This is a genomic window from Blautia sp. TF10-30 (assembly GCF_003481245.1).
Classification (GTDB): Bacteria; Bacillota; Clostridia; order Lachnospirales; family Lachnospiraceae; genus Fusicatenibacter; species Fusicatenibacter saccharivorans.
This window is the reverse complement of the sequence record NZ_QUKM01000005.1, coordinates 14,296-30,449: the sequence shown is the minus strand read 5'-3', so window position 1 is coordinate 30,449 and position 16,154 is coordinate 14,296. Positions and strand designations below refer to the sequence as shown.

At 47.0% G+C, this 16,154-nt stretch carries 11 protein-coding genes and 1 tRNA gene; 9 read left to right on the top strand and 3 right to left on the bottom strand.

Annotation, left to right across the window (positions count from 1 at the left end):
- The first annotated feature begins 88 nt into the window (after window positions 1-88).
- The 6 genes from DXD02_RS06340 to DXD02_RS06315 all read left to right on the top strand — a co-directional run bounded on the left by DXD02_RS06340 (window position 89) and on the right by DXD02_RS06315 (window position 9,627).
- Window positions 89-1,648, top strand: a complete 1,560-nt coding sequence (locus DXD02_RS06340; protein ID WP_117813791.1) for a response regulator transcription factor — start codon at window positions 89-91, stop codon at window positions 1,646-1,648.
- 255 nt (window positions 1,649-1,903) lie between these two features.
- A complete protein-coding gene (locus tag DXD02_RS06335; RefSeq protein ID WP_243030501.1) occupies window positions 1,904-2,788 on the top strand; it encodes an ABC transporter permease in 885 nt (294 codons plus the stop codon).
- 38 nt (window positions 2,789-2,826) lie between these two features.
- Window positions 2,827-3,738 carry a carbohydrate ABC transporter permease gene (locus DXD02_RS06330; RefSeq protein WP_118666577.1) on the top strand — a complete coding sequence of 304 codons (912 nt, stop codon included), beginning with the start codon at window positions 2,827-2,829 and terminating at the stop codon, window positions 3,736-3,738.
- A gap of 54 nt (window positions 3,739-3,792) precedes the next feature.
- A complete protein-coding gene (locus tag DXD02_RS06325) occupies window positions 3,793-5,463 on the top strand; it encodes an extracellular solute-binding protein (protein ID WP_158579811.1) in 1,671 nt (556 codons plus the stop codon).
- A gap of 127 nt (window positions 5,464-5,590) precedes the next feature.
- On the top strand, window positions 5,591-7,636 hold the full coding sequence (locus DXD02_RS06320) for a glycoside hydrolase family 31 protein (protein ID WP_118666575.1): 2,046 nt from the start codon (window positions 5,591-5,593) through the stop codon (window positions 7,634-7,636).
- A 236-nt stretch (window positions 7,637-7,872) separates the two neighbouring features.
- Window positions 7,873-9,627, top strand: a complete 1,755-nt coding sequence (locus DXD02_RS06315) for a sensor histidine kinase (protein WP_117802088.1) — start codon at window positions 7,873-7,875, stop codon at window positions 9,625-9,627.
- 143 nt (window positions 9,628-9,770) lie between these two features.
- Here the strand turns inward: DXD02_RS06315 and DXD02_RS06310 are convergent, their stop codons facing one another.
- A complete protein-coding gene (locus tag DXD02_RS06310; RefSeq protein WP_117760711.1) occupies window positions 9,771-11,723 on the bottom strand; it encodes a glycoside hydrolase family 31 protein in 1,953 nt (650 codons plus the stop codon).
- Between the two features lie 151 nt (window positions 11,724-11,874).
- On the bottom strand, window positions 11,875-12,783 hold the full coding sequence (locus tag DXD02_RS06305) for an AraC family transcriptional regulator (RefSeq protein ID WP_117509328.1): 909 nt from the start codon (window positions 12,781-12,783) through the stop codon (window positions 11,875-11,877).
- Between the two features lie 130 nt (window positions 12,784-12,913).
- On the opposite strand from DXD02_RS06305, the gene DXD02_RS06300 reads away from it, so the two are divergent.
- Together DXD02_RS06300 and DXD02_RS06295 are read left to right on the top strand one after the other, a co-directional pair.
- Window positions 12,914-13,258, top strand: coding sequence for an MATE family efflux transporter (locus DXD02_RS06300; protein WP_117509327.1), 345 nt, complete (start codon window positions 12,914-12,916; stop codon window positions 13,256-13,258).
- Window positions 13,258-13,878, top strand: a complete 621-nt coding sequence (locus DXD02_RS06295) for a sugar O-acetyltransferase (protein WP_022462409.1) — start codon at window positions 13,258-13,260, stop codon at window positions 13,876-13,878. Before DXD02_RS06300 ends, DXD02_RS06295 begins: the two co-directional genes overlap by 1 nt.
- A gap of 169 nt (window positions 13,879-14,047) precedes the next feature.
- On the opposite strand, the gene DXD02_RS06290 is transcribed toward DXD02_RS06295, so the two are convergent.
- A tRNA-Phe gene (locus DXD02_RS06290) sits at window positions 14,048-14,120 on the bottom strand.
- 254 nt (window positions 14,121-14,374) lie between these two features.
- On the opposite strand from DXD02_RS06290, the gene DXD02_RS06285 reads away from it, so the two are divergent.
- Window positions 14,375-16,126 (top strand): B12-binding domain-containing radical SAM protein, encoded by a 1,752-nt coding sequence (locus tag DXD02_RS06285; protein WP_117760717.1) that lies wholly within the window; start codon window positions 14,375-14,377, stop codon window positions 16,124-16,126.
- Window positions 16,127-16,154 lie beyond the last annotated feature (28 nt).

Genomic DNA, 16,154 nt, shown 5'->3' with positions numbered 1-16,154 from the left:
ATAATAGTTTTTAAGCAGGCCAACTGGCAGAATATTCTATGTAAGTGGAATCTGCCGGCTGGCCTTAAAAAATATTGGGGGCTTTTTTATGGCAATTACTATTCTGATCGTGGATGATGATAAGCTGCTGGTCGATAAGCTGGAAGAGACTGTGAACTGGAGTAAAATCGGAATCGATATGGTTTTTACGGCAAACAATATCCGCCAGGCGCAAAAACTGCTGGAAGAATATCCAATCGAAATGCTTTTGTGTGACATCGACATGCCACAGGGAAACGGGCTGGAACTGCTCGAATGGATCCGATATAAAAAACTGGATATCGAATGTGCCTTCCTGAGCAGTTATGCAAATTTTGCCTATGCACAGATGGCGCTGAAACTTTCATCCAGAGAGTATCTTCTGAAACCGATTTCCAATACAGATCTGGAAATCGCGCTTCTTCGTTTGGTCGAGATTGTAAAGGAAAAACAGCAGAAGACAAAAGCACAGGAAAATACAGAACAGAAAGAAAAGAAACTATGGGAAGATCTTCTGATCCAGTGTATGCAGGAAGAATACTGGATCGAGCAGGCAAAAAAGAAATATGACGATCCGGAAGAAAAATTCTGCCTGATCCAGCTGCGTGTTCTGGAGATTCCTTCGAAAGAATATTATAAAAAAGAAATCAGTCTGGAGAATTTTGTGATTGAGAATGTCACGACAGAATTTTTTGAAACAAGAGGGCGGCGTGTGGAAGCCATTGTCCATGCCAGTGATCTGGAGTGGGCGATTGTACTGCGGAACGTGATCCGAAATGCAGGGGATGAAGAAAAGCTGGAGGAATGGAGAAAGTGTCTTTCCGGTGCGGTTCCGGCAAGATTCTGTACCTATATGGGAAAACCCGTTACGCTGGAAGAGATTCCAAAAAGCCGGGATAAACTGGAAGAAATCGAAAAATACGCCGTGCCGGATGAGACAGGAATTTTGTACGAAGACCGCTGGTACTTTGTGGAACGTGAATATCAAAAGCCATCCTGGAAAACGTATCTTGCAGAAATGGAGCAGACGGACTCTGTGCAGCAGGTAAGGAAATCTCTGCAGGGCTATATTACACAGCGCCGGGCTGCGGGTGGAATGCGAAAAGATTTTACCGTTCGTTTTATCGGAGAACTGGTTCAGACGGTTTATGGCTATTTAAAAGACCGTGGAATCGCTTTTGAACAGATTTTTGAAAGAGAAGAATTCGAGCACAGAAGACGAGAAGCCTGTCTTTCTGTAGTTGGAAGCCGGGAATTTATCGAATATCTGTTTGCTGTACTGGAGGGACAGAAAAAGAGCGAAACACACAGCGACAATGTGGTGGATCAGCTGAAAAAATATATTGAACAGAATCTGGGAGAAGATCTCTCACGGCCGGTGCTGGCAGGAAAAGTCTTTCTTTCGGAAGATTATGTTTCCAAACTTTTTATGAAAACGACGGGAATGTCGTTGCCAAATTATATCGCCGAGCGCAGAATTGAACGGGCAAAAGAATATTTGCGCACATCATCCCTGCCGATTAGCAAAATTGCGATGGAAGTCGGGTACGGAAATTTTTCCTATTTCAGTAAAACGTTCCGGGAGCTGGTTGGATGTACGCCAAATGAATACCGGAGCCGTCAGAAATAACAAAAAAATGGTGTCAATAACAAAAAAACGTGATAGATAACAAAAAACAGATTTTACTTAAAAAAAGACGTTGCGAAAACGTCTTTTTTTTAATATACAGACTGCCGGAAAATGTTAGAAAAATGAGGCGAGTTTTTGTGTAATATGTTCATCGGTTGAGACGAGAAAAAGAAATCTAAAGGAAAGAAGGGATGATATGTGAGCGCCAACCATAGTAAAACCAAAAAGAAGAGTTCCATAGGATTTGTAGAGGGAGTGAGAAGAAGCAGGCCATTATATTTACTGATGCTTCCTTCCATTATCATTTTTGCACTGTTTACGTACTACCCGATGTACGGAATTGTGATTGCATTTAAAAACTTTACACCTGCGGATGGAATTATGGGAAGCAGCTGGGCTGGACTGAAATACTTCAAACAGTACTTTAACTCCTATCAGTTCGGTCTGACCATTAAAAACACAATTATCATCAGTCTTTACACCATCGCGGTAACATTCCCGCTCCCGGTTATCATGGGACTGCTGGTTAACCAGATGAAGGCACAGAAGTTTAAAAAATTCTTCCAGGTATCAACCTACCTGCCGCACTTCATCTCTACCGTTGTTATGGCCGGAATGCTGATCCTGTTCCTTTCCCCGAGTACAGGTATTATCGCAAAGCTGGTGGGAGTGCTTGGATTCAAGCTCCCGAACCTGATGGGAAGTGCAAAAGCATTCCCACACATTTATGTATGGTCTGAGGCATGGCAGCATGTAGGATGGGACAGTATCCTCTATATCGCAACACTTTCCTCTGTAGACCCGACCCTGTATGAAGCGGCAACGATGGACGGCGCCAACAAATGGCACAAAATGATCCACATCGATGTTCCGGCTCTGCTGCCGACGGCAACCATCATGTTTATCATGAGAATGGGAAGCGTCATGAGCGTTGGATTTGAGAAGGTTTACCTGCTGCAGAATACACTGAACAGTACCTCAAGTGAGATCATTTCCACCTATGTGTATAAGATGGGTCTTGTGAGCAGCCAGTACAGCCTTTCCGCTGCAATTGGCCTGTTCAACAACATTATCAACCTGATTCTTCTTCTGGCAGTCAACTTCATTTCCAGTAAAATGAGTGATACCTCACTGATCTGACAGAATTTTGAGCCTACATAGGAATGGAGAGCAAAGATATGAGTAAAGCAAAAGCAGTATCAACAAATAAAGTAAAGAAATCCAGAGAAGACTGGATTTTCGATATCATCCTGTATACGATCGGCGTGCTTCTGATCATCATCACCCTGTATCCGATGTACTTCATCATCATTGCATCGTTCAGTGATCCGGCAGCCGTATCCAACGGACAGATTATGTTCCTTCCGAAAGGAGTTAACTTCAAAGGATACAAACAGCTGGCGAGCTATGCAAAGCTGTGGACCGGCTACCGTAATACGATTGCTTACGTAATTATGGGAACGCTTGTGACACTCGTTGTCAATGTTCCGGCTTCCTACGCGCTTTCCAGAAAGCATTTGTATGGAAGAAGATTTTTCACAGCATTTTACCTGATCCCGATGTTCTTCACCGGCGGTCTGATCCCAACCTACCTGGCAGTACAGAGATTTCATCTGCTGGACACCTTCTGGGTTATGGTTGTTCCGTTCTCCGTTGTAACGTATTACATCATCGTAGGACGAACGTTCTTCAACAACAGTATCCCGGAGGATCTCTGGGAGGCGGCGCAGCTGGATGGATGTGGATACCTTGGATTCTTCTTCAAGATTGTGCTTCCGCTTTCCAAAGCCGTTATCGCTGTTATTGCCCTGTGGGCAGCAGTAGGACAGTGGAACTCCTACTTTAATGCATTGATTTATATCCGAAGCGAAAGTCTGCAGCCGCTGCAGATTGTCCTTCGAAGCATTCTGGTCGGCAATCAGACCATGAGTGCCATGAGTACCGGCGCTGCAGCCGTTGAGGCAAAGCAGATGGCCGACCTCATCAAATACGCGATCATCGTGGTTTCCTCCGCGCCGATCATGTGTATGTACCCGTTAGTGCAGAAATACTTCAATCAGGGTGTTATGCTCGGATCACTAAAAGGCTGATCCTGCGGACAGGAGAGAAGTATTGCAAATAAAAATCATAAAGGAGAGATGATGATGCGAAAGAAAACAAAAATGGCCTGGAGCGTTGCTCTTTCGGCCGCAATGGCAGCCGGACTGCTTGCAGGATGTGGAAGCAATGGAGGAACGGAAAGTACGAGTGGAAGCACTGCAGCAAGCTCTGCCAAGACAGAATCTTCTGCCAGTGACACGACAGATACCAGTGACCGCCCAACCTACAAAATTGCAACGGTAAGATGGACCGATACCTGGCCGACCGATTTCCTGCATGAAGGCGTCATGAAAGAAATCGAGGACAAGATGAATATCAACATCGACTGGCAGGTTTATTACAACAGTGACTGGTCCGAGCAGAAATCTCTGCTGCTGGCTTCCGGAGACCTCCCGGATGCATTCCTTGGATCCATCTGCTTAACACAGGCAGATATGGCACAGAACAAATCGGCATTCCTGGATCTGACAGATCTGATCGAAAAAGATATGCCAAACCTGAAAGCAGCCTTTGAGGCTGATCCGGAACTGAAAGCAGTCTGCACCAGCCGTGACGGAAGAATCTACAGCTTACCGAAGAAGCTTCCGCTTCGTCCGAAGGTTTGCGGCGATGTTATGTGCATCAACCAGGAATGGCTGGATAACTTAGGACTGGAAACTCCGAAGACCTATAAAGAACTGGAAGAGGTTCTTGTTAAATTTGCGACAGAAGATGCTGACGGCGATGGCGATCCAACCAATGAGATTGGTATCACAAATGCAGCAAGCAGCGGACTGTTAAGCGGTGATCTGCGCCACATCCTTTCCCCGTTCGGAACCATGGTAAGCCGTGACGGAAACTACATGGGACTGAATGGCGAAGGAAAACCGGTCTTCATGCCGATGGAAGAAAATTACAAAGAAGCAGTAAAATGGATGCGTCAGTTATGGGAAGAGGGCGTTGTTGACCCAGAGTACTTCACACAGGATGGCTCTATGCAGACAGCAAAACAGCAGGCTGATGGCGGTTCTCAGGTAGGTCTTATCTTTGGATGGACTGCAGACGCTCAGGTTGGTCCGAACGTAAATCAGTTTAAGACTCTTGAGGCAGTAGAAGGCTACGATGGAAACCACTACGTAGAAGCAGCAACCAATTACCTTGATATCTCCGACCGTGAGCTCATGATCTCCAAAGACTGTAAAGATCCTGACACCCTGCTGAAATGGGCGGATGAATTTTACACCGATCTTGCATCGTTACAGACCTTCTATGGTACGATCGGAAGCCAGATCACAGACAATGGCGACGGAACCTACAATGTAGATGTGCCAAGCGATGGATCTTCTCTGGATACTTCCGCATGGTCCAACTCCTTACGTGACTTCGGACCAAAATACATGAACGAGGATTTCTATGACAAAGTTTCTCTTCCGGAGGATCAGGGCGATGGTGTCAAACTGGCCGATGATGCGATCAATGAGAAATACGTTGATACTGAGAAAAACTGTGGATTCCCGATGGTTCAGTATACCGACGAAGACCTTTCCAGAATCACGGCAATCGGAACCGATATCTATAAATATGTAGAAGCACAGTATGCGCACTGGGTAGTAGACGGCGGCATTGATGATGAGTGGGATTCCTACATCGATCAGCTGAAAGCTATGGGCATTGACGAGTTCCTTCAGATTCAGACAGATGCTTACAATGCATACAAAGAAAATCTGGCAAAATAAACAGAAAAAAATATTACCTGTAAGAAGCAGGCGTTGATCCGGCGGGTCAATGTCTGAAGTGCCAAACAGCAGGAGAAACGGCAGGCCAGAAATGACCTGCCGTTTTTGACAAAAGGAGGATTTTTACATGTTTTGGGAAAAAGAGGGTAAGTTAATTTATTCTTACGATGGCGAGACCGTCTGCATCGAAGCGTGGGGAAAAGATGCACTGCGTGTACGCGCGACAAAAAATCGAAGCTTTACCGGCCGCGACTGGGCGCTGGAAGCAAAGGACGCGCATGCGGGAGAGGTTGAAATCTTTGAGGATCCATCAGCAAAAGGCGGAGCCTTTGCCAATATGTATGAGGGAACGGATACTTCCTACGGAAAAATCACAAATGGAAAGCTTCATGCAGTGATTGATTCTGGCAGCGTCATTACGTTCTATCATGAGGATGGAAGAGTTCTGTTAAAGGAGCATTTCCGCCGTCTGCGCGATGAGGAAAGCATGCCGCTCAACATCATGGGACGCGAGTACAGCAACGGCGTCGGGGATAATTTCCGTATTGTAGCGCGGTTTGTAGCAAGAAAAGGTGAGAAAATCTTCGGAATGGGACAGTATCAGCAGCATGAGCTGGATCTGAAGGGCTGTATGCTGGAGCTGGCACAGAGAAACTCACAGGTCAGTGTTCCGTTCTATCTTTCCAGTATCGGCTACGGCTTCTTATGGAACAATCCGGGCGTCGGACAGGTGATGTTTGCGAATAATGGAACGGAATGGGTAACGGAATCCGGGAAAGAAATCGATTATCTTGTGATTGCAGGTGATACGCCTGCCGAGATCGAGGAGAATTATATGACGCTGACCGGAAAACCGCCGATGATGCCGGAATATGGCATGGGCTTCTGGCAGTGTAAGCTCCGCTACTGGAATCAGGAACAGCTTCTGTCTGTAGCAAGAAAATACAAAGAACTCGGTGTGCCGCTTGATGTGATTGTCGTCGATTTCTTCCACTGGACGAAGCAGGGCGAGTTCAAATTTGATCCGAAATACTGGCCGGATGTGCCGGGCATGTGCCGCGAATTAAAGGAGATGGGAATTCAGGTTGTTGTGTCGGTATGGCCGACCGTTGACGTTTATTCCGAAAACTTCGAGGAGATGAAAGAGAAGGGTTATCTGGTTCGCACGGAGCACGGTGTACCGCTGACGATGCTCTGCGGCGGAAATGAAGTTTTCTTCGATGCGACTAACCCGGATGCAAGAACATATGTCTGGGAGAAGATCAAGAAAAATTATTATGATCAGGGTGCCAAGCTCTTCTGGCTGGATGTGGCAGAGCCGGAATACAGCGTTTATGATTTCAAGAACTACCGTTATCAGCTCGGAAGCGTACAGGAGGTCGGAAATATTTATCCGAAATATTATCTGAAAGCGTTCTATGACGGCATGACGGCAGAAGGCGATACCATGCCGATCAGCCTGATCCGTTCTGCCTGGGCAGGCAGCGCGAAATATGGTGCACTCGTATGGTCAGGCGATATTGTAAGTACCTTTGAGTGCTTCCGGCGCCAGGTACAGGCAGGTCTTAACATGGCGGTTGCCGGTATTCCGTGGTGGACCACTGATATCGGCGGCTTCCACGGCGCAAGAACCGATGACCCGGATTTCCATCGTCTGTACATCCGCTGGTTTGAGTACGGATGCTTCTGCCCTGTCATGCGTCTGCACGGAAACCGCAACCCACAGGAGGGCTACGGTGCAGAACAGATCGGATCCGGCAGTGACAATGAGATCTGGAGCTTTGGTGATGAGGCATATGAAATTTCCAAGAAATACATTTTCCTGCGTGAGCGCCTGAGAGATTATATCCGGGTACAGATGAAGAAAGCACATGAGGACGGAACCCCGGTGATGCGGCCTGTTTTCTATGATTTCCCGACAGATCCGGAGAGCTGGAATGTGGAGGACGCTTATCTGTTCGGACCGGATCTCTATGTTGCACCTGTGATGGAGGATCACGTAACGGAGCGCGAGGTTCATCTTCCGGCCGGAACGACATGGTTTAACGCATGGACCGGAGAAAAGTATGAGGGAGGACAGAAGGTAACGGTTGCTGCTCCGATGGATACTATTCCGGTATTCGTAAAGGAAGGAGCAGATGCAGAAAAGCTGCTGAATATTTTCTCTGAATAAGAGAATGTTCCCGTTCACCGGTACCAGGCGAACGGGAACAGAAAATCCTGTTCTTGCCATGTGAAACACGGACTCTGCATGGACAAAGCCGGAAAATATGGTATAATGGGCTGTGTTACAAAGAACATAGCTGCAAATGCATTCCGTGAGTGTAAAAGGACTGCCGGAGCTGCGCGGTAAGGTGCGGCGTCCGGCAGTCGCTCTGCAGAAAGAAAAAAGGAGGGGTGGATGCGCTTATGAATCTCTGGCAGAAAGGAAAACGAAGGATGCTGCATAGCGTTCGAATACGCAGTTTGAAGGATACGTCCCTGCGGCTTGGAACTCCGGTTTTTCTGGTCCTGATGGGGCTTGTTGTCTGCCTGCTCTGGGGCGTTTGGGAAAACCGCAAGCTGGCAGATAAATATATTGCCGATACGGCAAAGCTCTATGTCGATCAGATCAACCGTGATATGTCGCAGATCAACAGTGAACTGATCTATCTGCTGGATTCTGACAGCAATATCAAAGAAATCCCGGATCAGATAACATCGACAGATGCTCAGTATTATGAAATGGAGCAGACGCTGCGGGAGCGAAACCGTGTGCTGAAAATCCGTTACCATGAGGTACAGACCTTCTTCGTCTACGGTCAGAAAGCCAATGTTCTGATTACGGACAGCGGAACTATGTTTACCGAGAGTAAGGGAATGACAACGCTGAATCAGATGCTGATGTCCTATCTGCAGATTATGACATCAAAGGATTCGATCAGCACACAATGGACCGTGATTACGTTTGGCGACGACGACTATATTGTCGGCTGGTACGCGAAAAACAAAAAAGTCATAGGCTGCGTCATCAATCTGAATCTGATTTTCCGGACCATCCGCGCCAAAACAGAGGAGTATGATGTCATTCCGTTTATGGTAGATGCCAGAGGGCGCGTGATGACGCAGGCAGACACATCGGAAAAATATAAAAATGAGATTATCGATTTTTCCAAAGCGGGAGAGAAAAAAGAGAAAAATGCGACGGTCTATTCCTACCAGCTTGGCACGGTCGGAAAAATCAATCTCATGGTTCTGCCGGGAGGCGGTATTCTTGAGAATGTACTGATTATGCAGATTGCATTCGTCGTCCTGATCGCGGTTCTTCTGATTGTCTGCGCATTGGAAATTACAGCATATTACCACCGGATTCTGGAACCGCTGGAAAAATTCGGACAAAAACTGGAGGAGCTGGAAAAAGAGCAGAGTCTGAATGATGATGGAAGCAACAATCTGTTAGAGCTGGAGTCTGTGAGCGGCAAATTCAAGGAACTGCTGCGGAAAATACAGGGATTGAAAATTGCGATCTATGAAAAAGAGCTTGCAGAACAGAAAGCCGAGCTGGAATATACGCAGGAACAGATCAAGCCACACTTCTTTCTGAACTGCCTGAGCCTGATCCATGGCATTGCGGATAAGAATAACGAAGGCGAGATCGTTGAGATCACAACGGTGCTGTCCGACTATATGCGCTACATTTTCCAGGATTCCAAGAAGCAGCGCGATGTGGAGGAAGAGCTGGAACACATTGAGGCATATATCCGCATCCAGAAGCTGCGGTACGGAGAAGAAGCCTTTTCCTTTGAAGCAACGACGGATGGTGATATCGGAGAATGGAAGGTTCCGTCTCTTTTGCTGCAGACACTGGTGGAAAACTCCGTAGTACACGGTGTATCCCTGGACCGGAAGAGCGAGATTTCCCTGTATCTGACAAATGAAACGTACGAGGACGGTGAGTACCTCTACATCTGTATTTCCGACACCGGAAACGGATTTTCGAAAGAGGCACTGGATGCAATCGAAAACGACACGCCTATCATCTACCACGGCCGTCACCATGTCGGCATCTCCAATATAAAACGCCGCCTGGCGCTGATGTACGGCGAACGGGCGAGCATTACGTGCTCCAATATGGATGAAAATTACGGAGCCGTCGTAGAGGTGCGGCTGCCGAAAACAGAATAAAGCGAAAAGAAAAAAGGCGGGAACCCGGAGAAACATAGAGGGTTCCCGCCTTTTTGCGTGAAAAAACTGCAGAAGCTTCCGGAACCTGATGGCTCCGGGAAGCTCCTGCAAAGGGGGAGATGATTCAAAAACTGTTTTCTGTATCAGATACGGGAAACTCCGTCATCGGTATAACGCTCATAGGAAGCGCCTTCGTATCCGACCATGCGGATGCTTTCCTCTTTGATATCCGGTACGGATTCTGCAAAATCGGCAACCGGGATTGCGCAGCCTTTGCGGATGAAGAGCGGAACCTCATTCAGGGCAACTTCTACATAGTGGATACCTTTTGGAAGAACCTCCTGGAACATGTTTCCATTGCCGAGGAATTTTACAAACATCATTTCTTCCGGCAGATATACGTAACGGCCGATGGCATTCTGGGTGTAAACCGGTGCGATCATGATCTCATTACCGATCATCAACTGATCTTCTGTATTTCTTGCCAGCTTGTCATCCGGGTAAACGAAGGCAAGCGGTTTGAAGTACATATCATCGTTTAAAGCAGCCTTCATGTACTCGCTGTACAGATACGGAACGAGGCGGTAGCGGACGCCGATGACGTTGCGGAAGTCCTCGATATGCTCAAACTGGTAAGGTTCCTGCTCACGTGTTCCGAGTGCGGCATGGTTTCTCATCAGAGGAGTGAAAACACCAAGTGCCAGCCAGCGGAGCAGCAGGTCTCTTGTGGTATTTGCACCGAATCCGCCGAGGTCGGCTCCGGTATAGAGGAAACCGCACATGTTGAGGGACGGCATCATCTTCAGGTTCAGCAGGATGTGTGACCACCACGAGCAGTTGTCTCCGGTCCAGATTCCACCGTAACGGTGCATGCCGATGTAGGAAGAACGGGAGAACATCAGGATTCGCTTATCCGGGGAAATTCGTTCAAAAGCTTCACCGGCAGAACGTGTCATGTTGTAGCCAAACAGATTGTGTACCTTGTCATGGCGGACCTGTTCGCCGTTTACGTTGTGATAAAAGCGTTTATAGTCCTCATGGTTGTTTGCCAGTGCCTGAAGCTTTCCACCTACCATGTAGTGCGGAACTTCCGGGTCACCTTCCACGTATTTCTTTGCAGTCTCTTTGAAATCAGCAAGGCCTTCCTGAGAATAGAAGATGGATGGCTCGTTCATGTCATTCCAAAAGGCATCGATTCCTTTGGAAACGAGAACATCGTATTTGTCGCCAAACCATTTTCTGGCATCTGCATTTAAGACGTCCGGGAAATGAGTCCAGCCTGGCCATACAGTAGCTTCGAAGTAGGAGCCATCCTCACGGCGGCAGAAGTAGCCTTTTTCACAGCCCTCTTCGTAAATGTCATAACCCTCTTCGACTTTCACACCGGCATCGATGATCGGAACGAGATGGATCTTTTCTTTTTTCATATCCTGTACAAAGCCCTCGAAATCCGGGAAACGTTCTTCATTTACGGTGAAGTCCTTGTAATCCTGCATGTAGTCAATATCCATGTAAACCATATCGAGCGGCACATGGTTTTCGCGGTATTTTTTCACTACCGTGCGGAAATCATCCTCTGTTTTGTAGCCCCAGCGGCTCTGACCGTAACCGAAAGCAAACTTCGGAGCAATGTAGCTGCGTCCGATGATGCCGCGGAACTGTTTTACGATATCAAGATCGGAATCACCGGTGATCATGTAAACGTAGAGATCTGCGTTTTCGCAGGAAACGGTCATCGTATCGGAAGTTGTGTAGCCGATATCGAAACGCAGGGTGCCCGGATAATCGAAGAAGAATCCTACGTGTGTCTTGCCGGAGATGATGATGAAGTTGTGTGCTGCATACAGAGAGGTTTTGCTCTCTACGTGGTTTGGATCATCAGCGCAGTCACTGATGTAAAGAAAGCCGCGTTTGTTGATGCCGCGGTTGGCTTCGCCAAGTCCGAATACCATGTCATCGTCAGTAAGTTTTGTGGTGAAGGAGAAGCCGTTCTCGGTGGAGAAGGTACCGTAATCCGGGTTTCCTTCGGAAGAGGGGATCTCTTTTACAACGGCTTCGGTTTCAAATGGGGTTCCGTAGACAAATTTTTTTACCATGTCATCCTCCTTGTAAAATAAATGGAAAATATAGTGTTTTGGTTAGGTTTAGCGCAACACCTTTGTAATTTTATTATAACAGGGATCGGAAAAATGTCTAGCAAAATTCCTCCTTTTTTTAACAAAAAAACGTGTACAGAAAAAAATCCGGTTATGTTGGCAGGACTTCTGCGCGTTTCCGGAAATCTCTCGGCGTACAATGGTAAGTACGCAGAAAGATTTTGGAATAATAGCTCTGATGATTGAAACCGCATGCGGTACAGATTTCCGCGATGGACATTTTGGTTGTGTTTAGCAGATGACAGCTCACTTCCAGACGGTAATGATTCAGAAAATCAATCGGGCTCTGGCAAAGATAGCGGCGGAAAATCTGACAGCATTTATTGCGGCAGACTTTTCCGGCGGCGGCGATCTCTTCCAGATTGATGGATTCACTGTAGTGGCTGTAAATATAGGAAACCATATCGCGCTGGATCAGAAGATCTGGATCCTGTGAGACGGCGGTGTTGCCGTCCGGCATCATCGGATGCGTGCGCAAAAGACGGCACCACAAAAGGGAAAGCAGAGCAGCAGCCTCGATTTCGTAGGCGGTTGGCTGTTCCTTCTTCAGCCGGAGAATTTCCGGGAGGGTCTGCAGCGCTTCAGTATCTTCCGGATTTTCCGGCTTCAGATGAAGATATTCCAGAGCCGGATTCGAAAGAACCGGCGTAATATAAGACTGGTACAGAACGCTGTTCGCGGTGAGGATTTTCGGATGGCACAGGATACAGATAAAGTCACATTCCTGGCCGTTTTCAGAATATCCGTAGTGCATCTGGCGGGAATTGACGATAATCGCCTCCCCGGCGTTTAAAAGGACTCTTTTTCCATTGATATAGTAGTTCATCTGACCGGAGCGGATCTGTACCCATTCGATATCCTCATGCCAGTGGCAGAGCGCCCGGTGATCCGGATAGGAAGAAAGCAGTCCTTCCCGGATATAAAGCGGAATGCCGACTTCATCGTAGCGGACGATTTCGGATGCGTCCTGCATGACTTTTGTAATTGGGTCATTCATCATAAAAACCTCCGTGAAAAAGTACAATTATTATAAAAAATAAGGAATATTGTCGTAGAAAAAACGCAAAACCTAAGATAATATGATTATAACATATACGTGTATGGAATAAAACAGAAAAAAGGAAAAAGAAATGAAAAATCAGAGGGAAATCAAGAAAAAAGATCCAGAATTCTACCGGAAACTTCTTGCACTGCTGATCCCGATGGTTGTACAGAATCTGATGAATGCACTGGTAAGTGCGTCCGATGCGTTAATGGTCGGTACGCTGGACCAGAATTCCCTGTCTGCAGTTTCGCTTGCCACACAGATTTCTTTTGTCCTGAATCTCTTTTATGCGGCGATTACGATCGGAACAACGGTCATGGTCGTTTATTTCCTGCTGAATCTGGATGAAATGATTAAGCTTCCTGCCGTATACAGACACTATAAAAAATATCAGTGGGTGAATAATATTACCAGGGAGGATACAGAATAATGAAAAACGTAGAGAGAAGAGATAGACAGTTACCGTACATTTCCGATGCAGAGGTCATGGAGCAGCAGATGAATGCGAGAAGACTGACGCAGAAACTGAACACCATCGACCGTTCGGATTTTGACGGAATCGCAGCCATTGTAAAAGAACTGTTTGGAAAATCCGAGGGTGCATTTGTCAATCCGCCATTTTACTGTGACTATGGCTTTCATATTGAGGTTGGAAAAAATTTCTTTGCAAATTATAACTGCACCATTCTCGATGTGGCAAAGGTAAAAATCGGAGACAACTGCCAGATGGCGCCGAACGTTGCCATCTATACTGCAGGTCATCCGGTGCATCCGGCGGCAAGAAACAGTGCGTATGAATACGGCATTGAAGTTACCATCGGAGATAATGTCTGGATTGGCGGAAATACCGTTATTTTACCAGGCGTACATATCGGAGATAACGTTGTTATCGGCGGCGGAAGTGTTGTAACAAAGGACATTCCGGACTGGTCGATTGCAGCAGGAAATCCGTGTAAAGTCATTCGGAAGATTACCGAAGAAGATAAACAGTATTATTTCAGAGATAGAAAATTTGATGATGAAGCATGGGAGGTCATCAAAAATCTGTAAAAACAAAATGCTTTCTTGGGCAGTTATGCGATGAAAAAAACTCTGTACCGTATCCATCCGGGAATTTCCGGGGATGCGGTGCAGAGTTTTTTTGCGATAGGAGACAGGAGATCCTGCCGGATTTTGCTGTGGCAAAAAAATGTGAATCCTGCTTTTATGCAGCAAAAAATGCCCAGAGCCGGAATCGAACCAGCGACACGAGGATTTTCAGTCCTCTGCTCTACCAACTGAGCTATCTGGGCATTTTGATTTCCTGTTGGAAACCTCTGTTAATATAACATGGATTCGCGAAAATTGCAACTGTTTTATCGAAAATCGCGAAAAAATTGTGCTTTTGGAGGAATGGCGGTGTATTTTCGTTCGAGAATGTGGTAGTATAAAGGGTATGCAAAGAGATGTACTCTCGGAATCTTTCTGCAAAAATCATCTCTCAAAATCAAGCACAGAAAGGCTCCGAGAGTACAGAGAGGAACAAAGGAGAAATGGTAAAAATAGTATGAAAATGATTCTGACTGCGGTCAACGCAAAATATATTCATTCAAATCTCGCAGTTTACACGCTGCAGGCGAGCGCGGAGAAAGCCGGTGTGTTCCCGGAGATCCGTGAGTTTACGATCAACCAGTCAAAAGATTCCATGCTGCGGAGTCTGTTTCTGGCGCATGCGGATGTCGTCTGTGTGTCGTGTTATATCTGGAACATATCTATTGTGGAAGATTTGATTACAGAATATCACAAAATCAGCCCGGAAACGAAGATCTGGCTTGGCGGGCCGGAGGTGTCGTACCACGCGGAGGAGATGCTGGAGCAGTATCCGTTCCTTGACGGAATCATGAAGGGTGAGGGCGAAATTACCTTCCGTGAACTGGCAGTGTATTACCAGAATCAGGAGAACGGCACGGAGGGGAAAACGCTTGAAGAGATCCACGGCATTACATACCGTGATGCAGAAGGAGCCATCAAAAGCAACCCGTGGCGTCCGGTCATGGATCTGTCCGAGGTGGATTTTCCGTATGCGAATCTGAAAAAATTCGAGAACCGCATCATTTATTATGAGTCAAGCCGCGGTTGCCCGTTTTCATGCAGTTACTGTCTTTCTTCTATTGATAAGCGGCTTCGGTTCCGAAATCTGGATCTGGTCAAAAAGGAACTCGCCTTTTTCCTGGAACAGAAAGTACCGCAGGTCAAATTTGTGGACCGTACGTTCAACTGCAAGAAAGACCATGCAATGGCGATCTGGAAATTCATTGCGGAGCATGACAACGGCGTGACGAATTTCCACTTTGAGATTGCCGCTGATCTGATTACTGAGGAGGAACTGGAACTCTTAAATACCCTGCGCCCGGGGCTGGTACAGCTTGAGATCGGCGTTCAGTCTACGAATCCGCAGACGATCAAGGCGATCCACCGGAAGATGGATTTTGGAAGAGTCACAGAGATTGTAAACCGGATTGCGAAGGGAAGAAACATCCATCAGCATCTCGACCTGATCGCGGGCCTGCCGTATGAGGATTATGACAGTTTCCGCCGTTCGTTTGCGGATGTCTATGCACTGCGTCCGCAGCAGTTACAGCTGGGATTTTTGAAAGTGCTGCGCGGTTCTTTCATGTATGAGCATACCGAGGAATATGACTGTCATTATCAGGAGCGCGAACCATATGAGGTACTGTACACGAAATGGCTGCCGTATGACGATGTGCTGAAGCTCAAAGACGTGGAGGAGATGGTGGAAGTCTACTACAACAGCGGCCAGTTCGTCCACACACTGCCGATGATCGAGCGTCTGTATGAGAACCCGTTCGATTTCTTCCAGGAGCTCGGCGATTTCTACCGGGCAAAGGGCTACAGTGAGGCGGCACATAACCGGATTCAGCGGTATGAAATTCTGCTCGGGTTTTTGCAGGACGAAAAACAGCAGGACGAAGCATTCTTCCGTCAGATGATGGTGCTCGATCTGTATGCGCGGGAAAATATGAAGACGCGGCCGCGCTTTGCAAAAGATCCGTCCGAATGGAAAAACGAGTCGCGTGACTTTTATCAGAAAGAAGCCGAAACGAGAACGCTTCTGCCATCGTATACGACATACGATTGGAAGCAGCTGCAGCGCATGACGCATGTGGAAGTTTTTGATTACGATGTGCTCGGAAACGGGGAAAAGGCGCGTACGGTACTCCTGTTTGATTATCAGAAGCGCGATCCGCTGACGGGAAATGCGGAGATGATCGACTGCAGTGAGCTTTTTTACGCTTGACATTTCAAAAGAACATGAGATACTAGAA

What these genes read in the sequence shown, in the direction of transcription:
- DXD02_RS06340 (WP_117813791.1), top strand. Translation starts at nt 89, where the DNA reads ATGGCAATTACTATTCTGATCGTGGATGATGATAAGCTGCTGGTCGAT.
- DXD02_RS06330 (WP_118666577.1), top strand. Translation starts at nt 2,827, where the DNA reads ATGAGTAAAGCAAAAGCAGTATCAACAAATAAAGTAAAGAAATCCAGA.
- DXD02_RS06325 (WP_158579811.1), top strand. Translation starts at nt 3,793, where the DNA reads ATGCGAAAGAAAACAAAAATGGCCTGGAGCGTTGCTCTTTCGGCCGCA.
- DXD02_RS06320 (WP_118666575.1), top strand. Translation starts at nt 5,591, where the DNA reads ATGTTTTGGGAAAAAGAGGGTAAGTTAATTTATTCTTACGATGGCGAG.
- DXD02_RS06315 (WP_117802088.1), top strand. Translation starts at nt 7,873, where the DNA reads ATGAATCTCTGGCAGAAAGGAAAACGAAGGATGCTGCATAGCGTTCGA.
- DXD02_RS06310 (WP_117760711.1), bottom strand. Translation starts at nt 11,723, where the DNA reads ATGGTAAAAAAATTTGTCTACGGAACCCCATTTGAAACCGAAGCCGTT.
- DXD02_RS06305 (WP_117509328.1), bottom strand. Translation starts at nt 12,783, where the DNA reads ATGATGAATGACCCAATTACAAAAGTCATGCAGGACGCATCCGAAATC.
- DXD02_RS06300 (WP_117509327.1), top strand. Translation starts at nt 12,914, where the DNA reads ATGAAAAATCAGAGGGAAATCAAGAAAAAAGATCCAGAATTCTACCGG.
- DXD02_RS06295 (WP_022462409.1), top strand. Translation starts at nt 13,258, where the DNA reads ATGAAAAACGTAGAGAGAAGAGATAGACAGTTACCGTACATTTCCGAT.
- DXD02_RS06285 (WP_117760717.1), top strand. Translation starts at nt 14,375, where the DNA reads ATGAAAATGATTCTGACTGCGGTCAACGCAAAATATATTCATTCAAAT.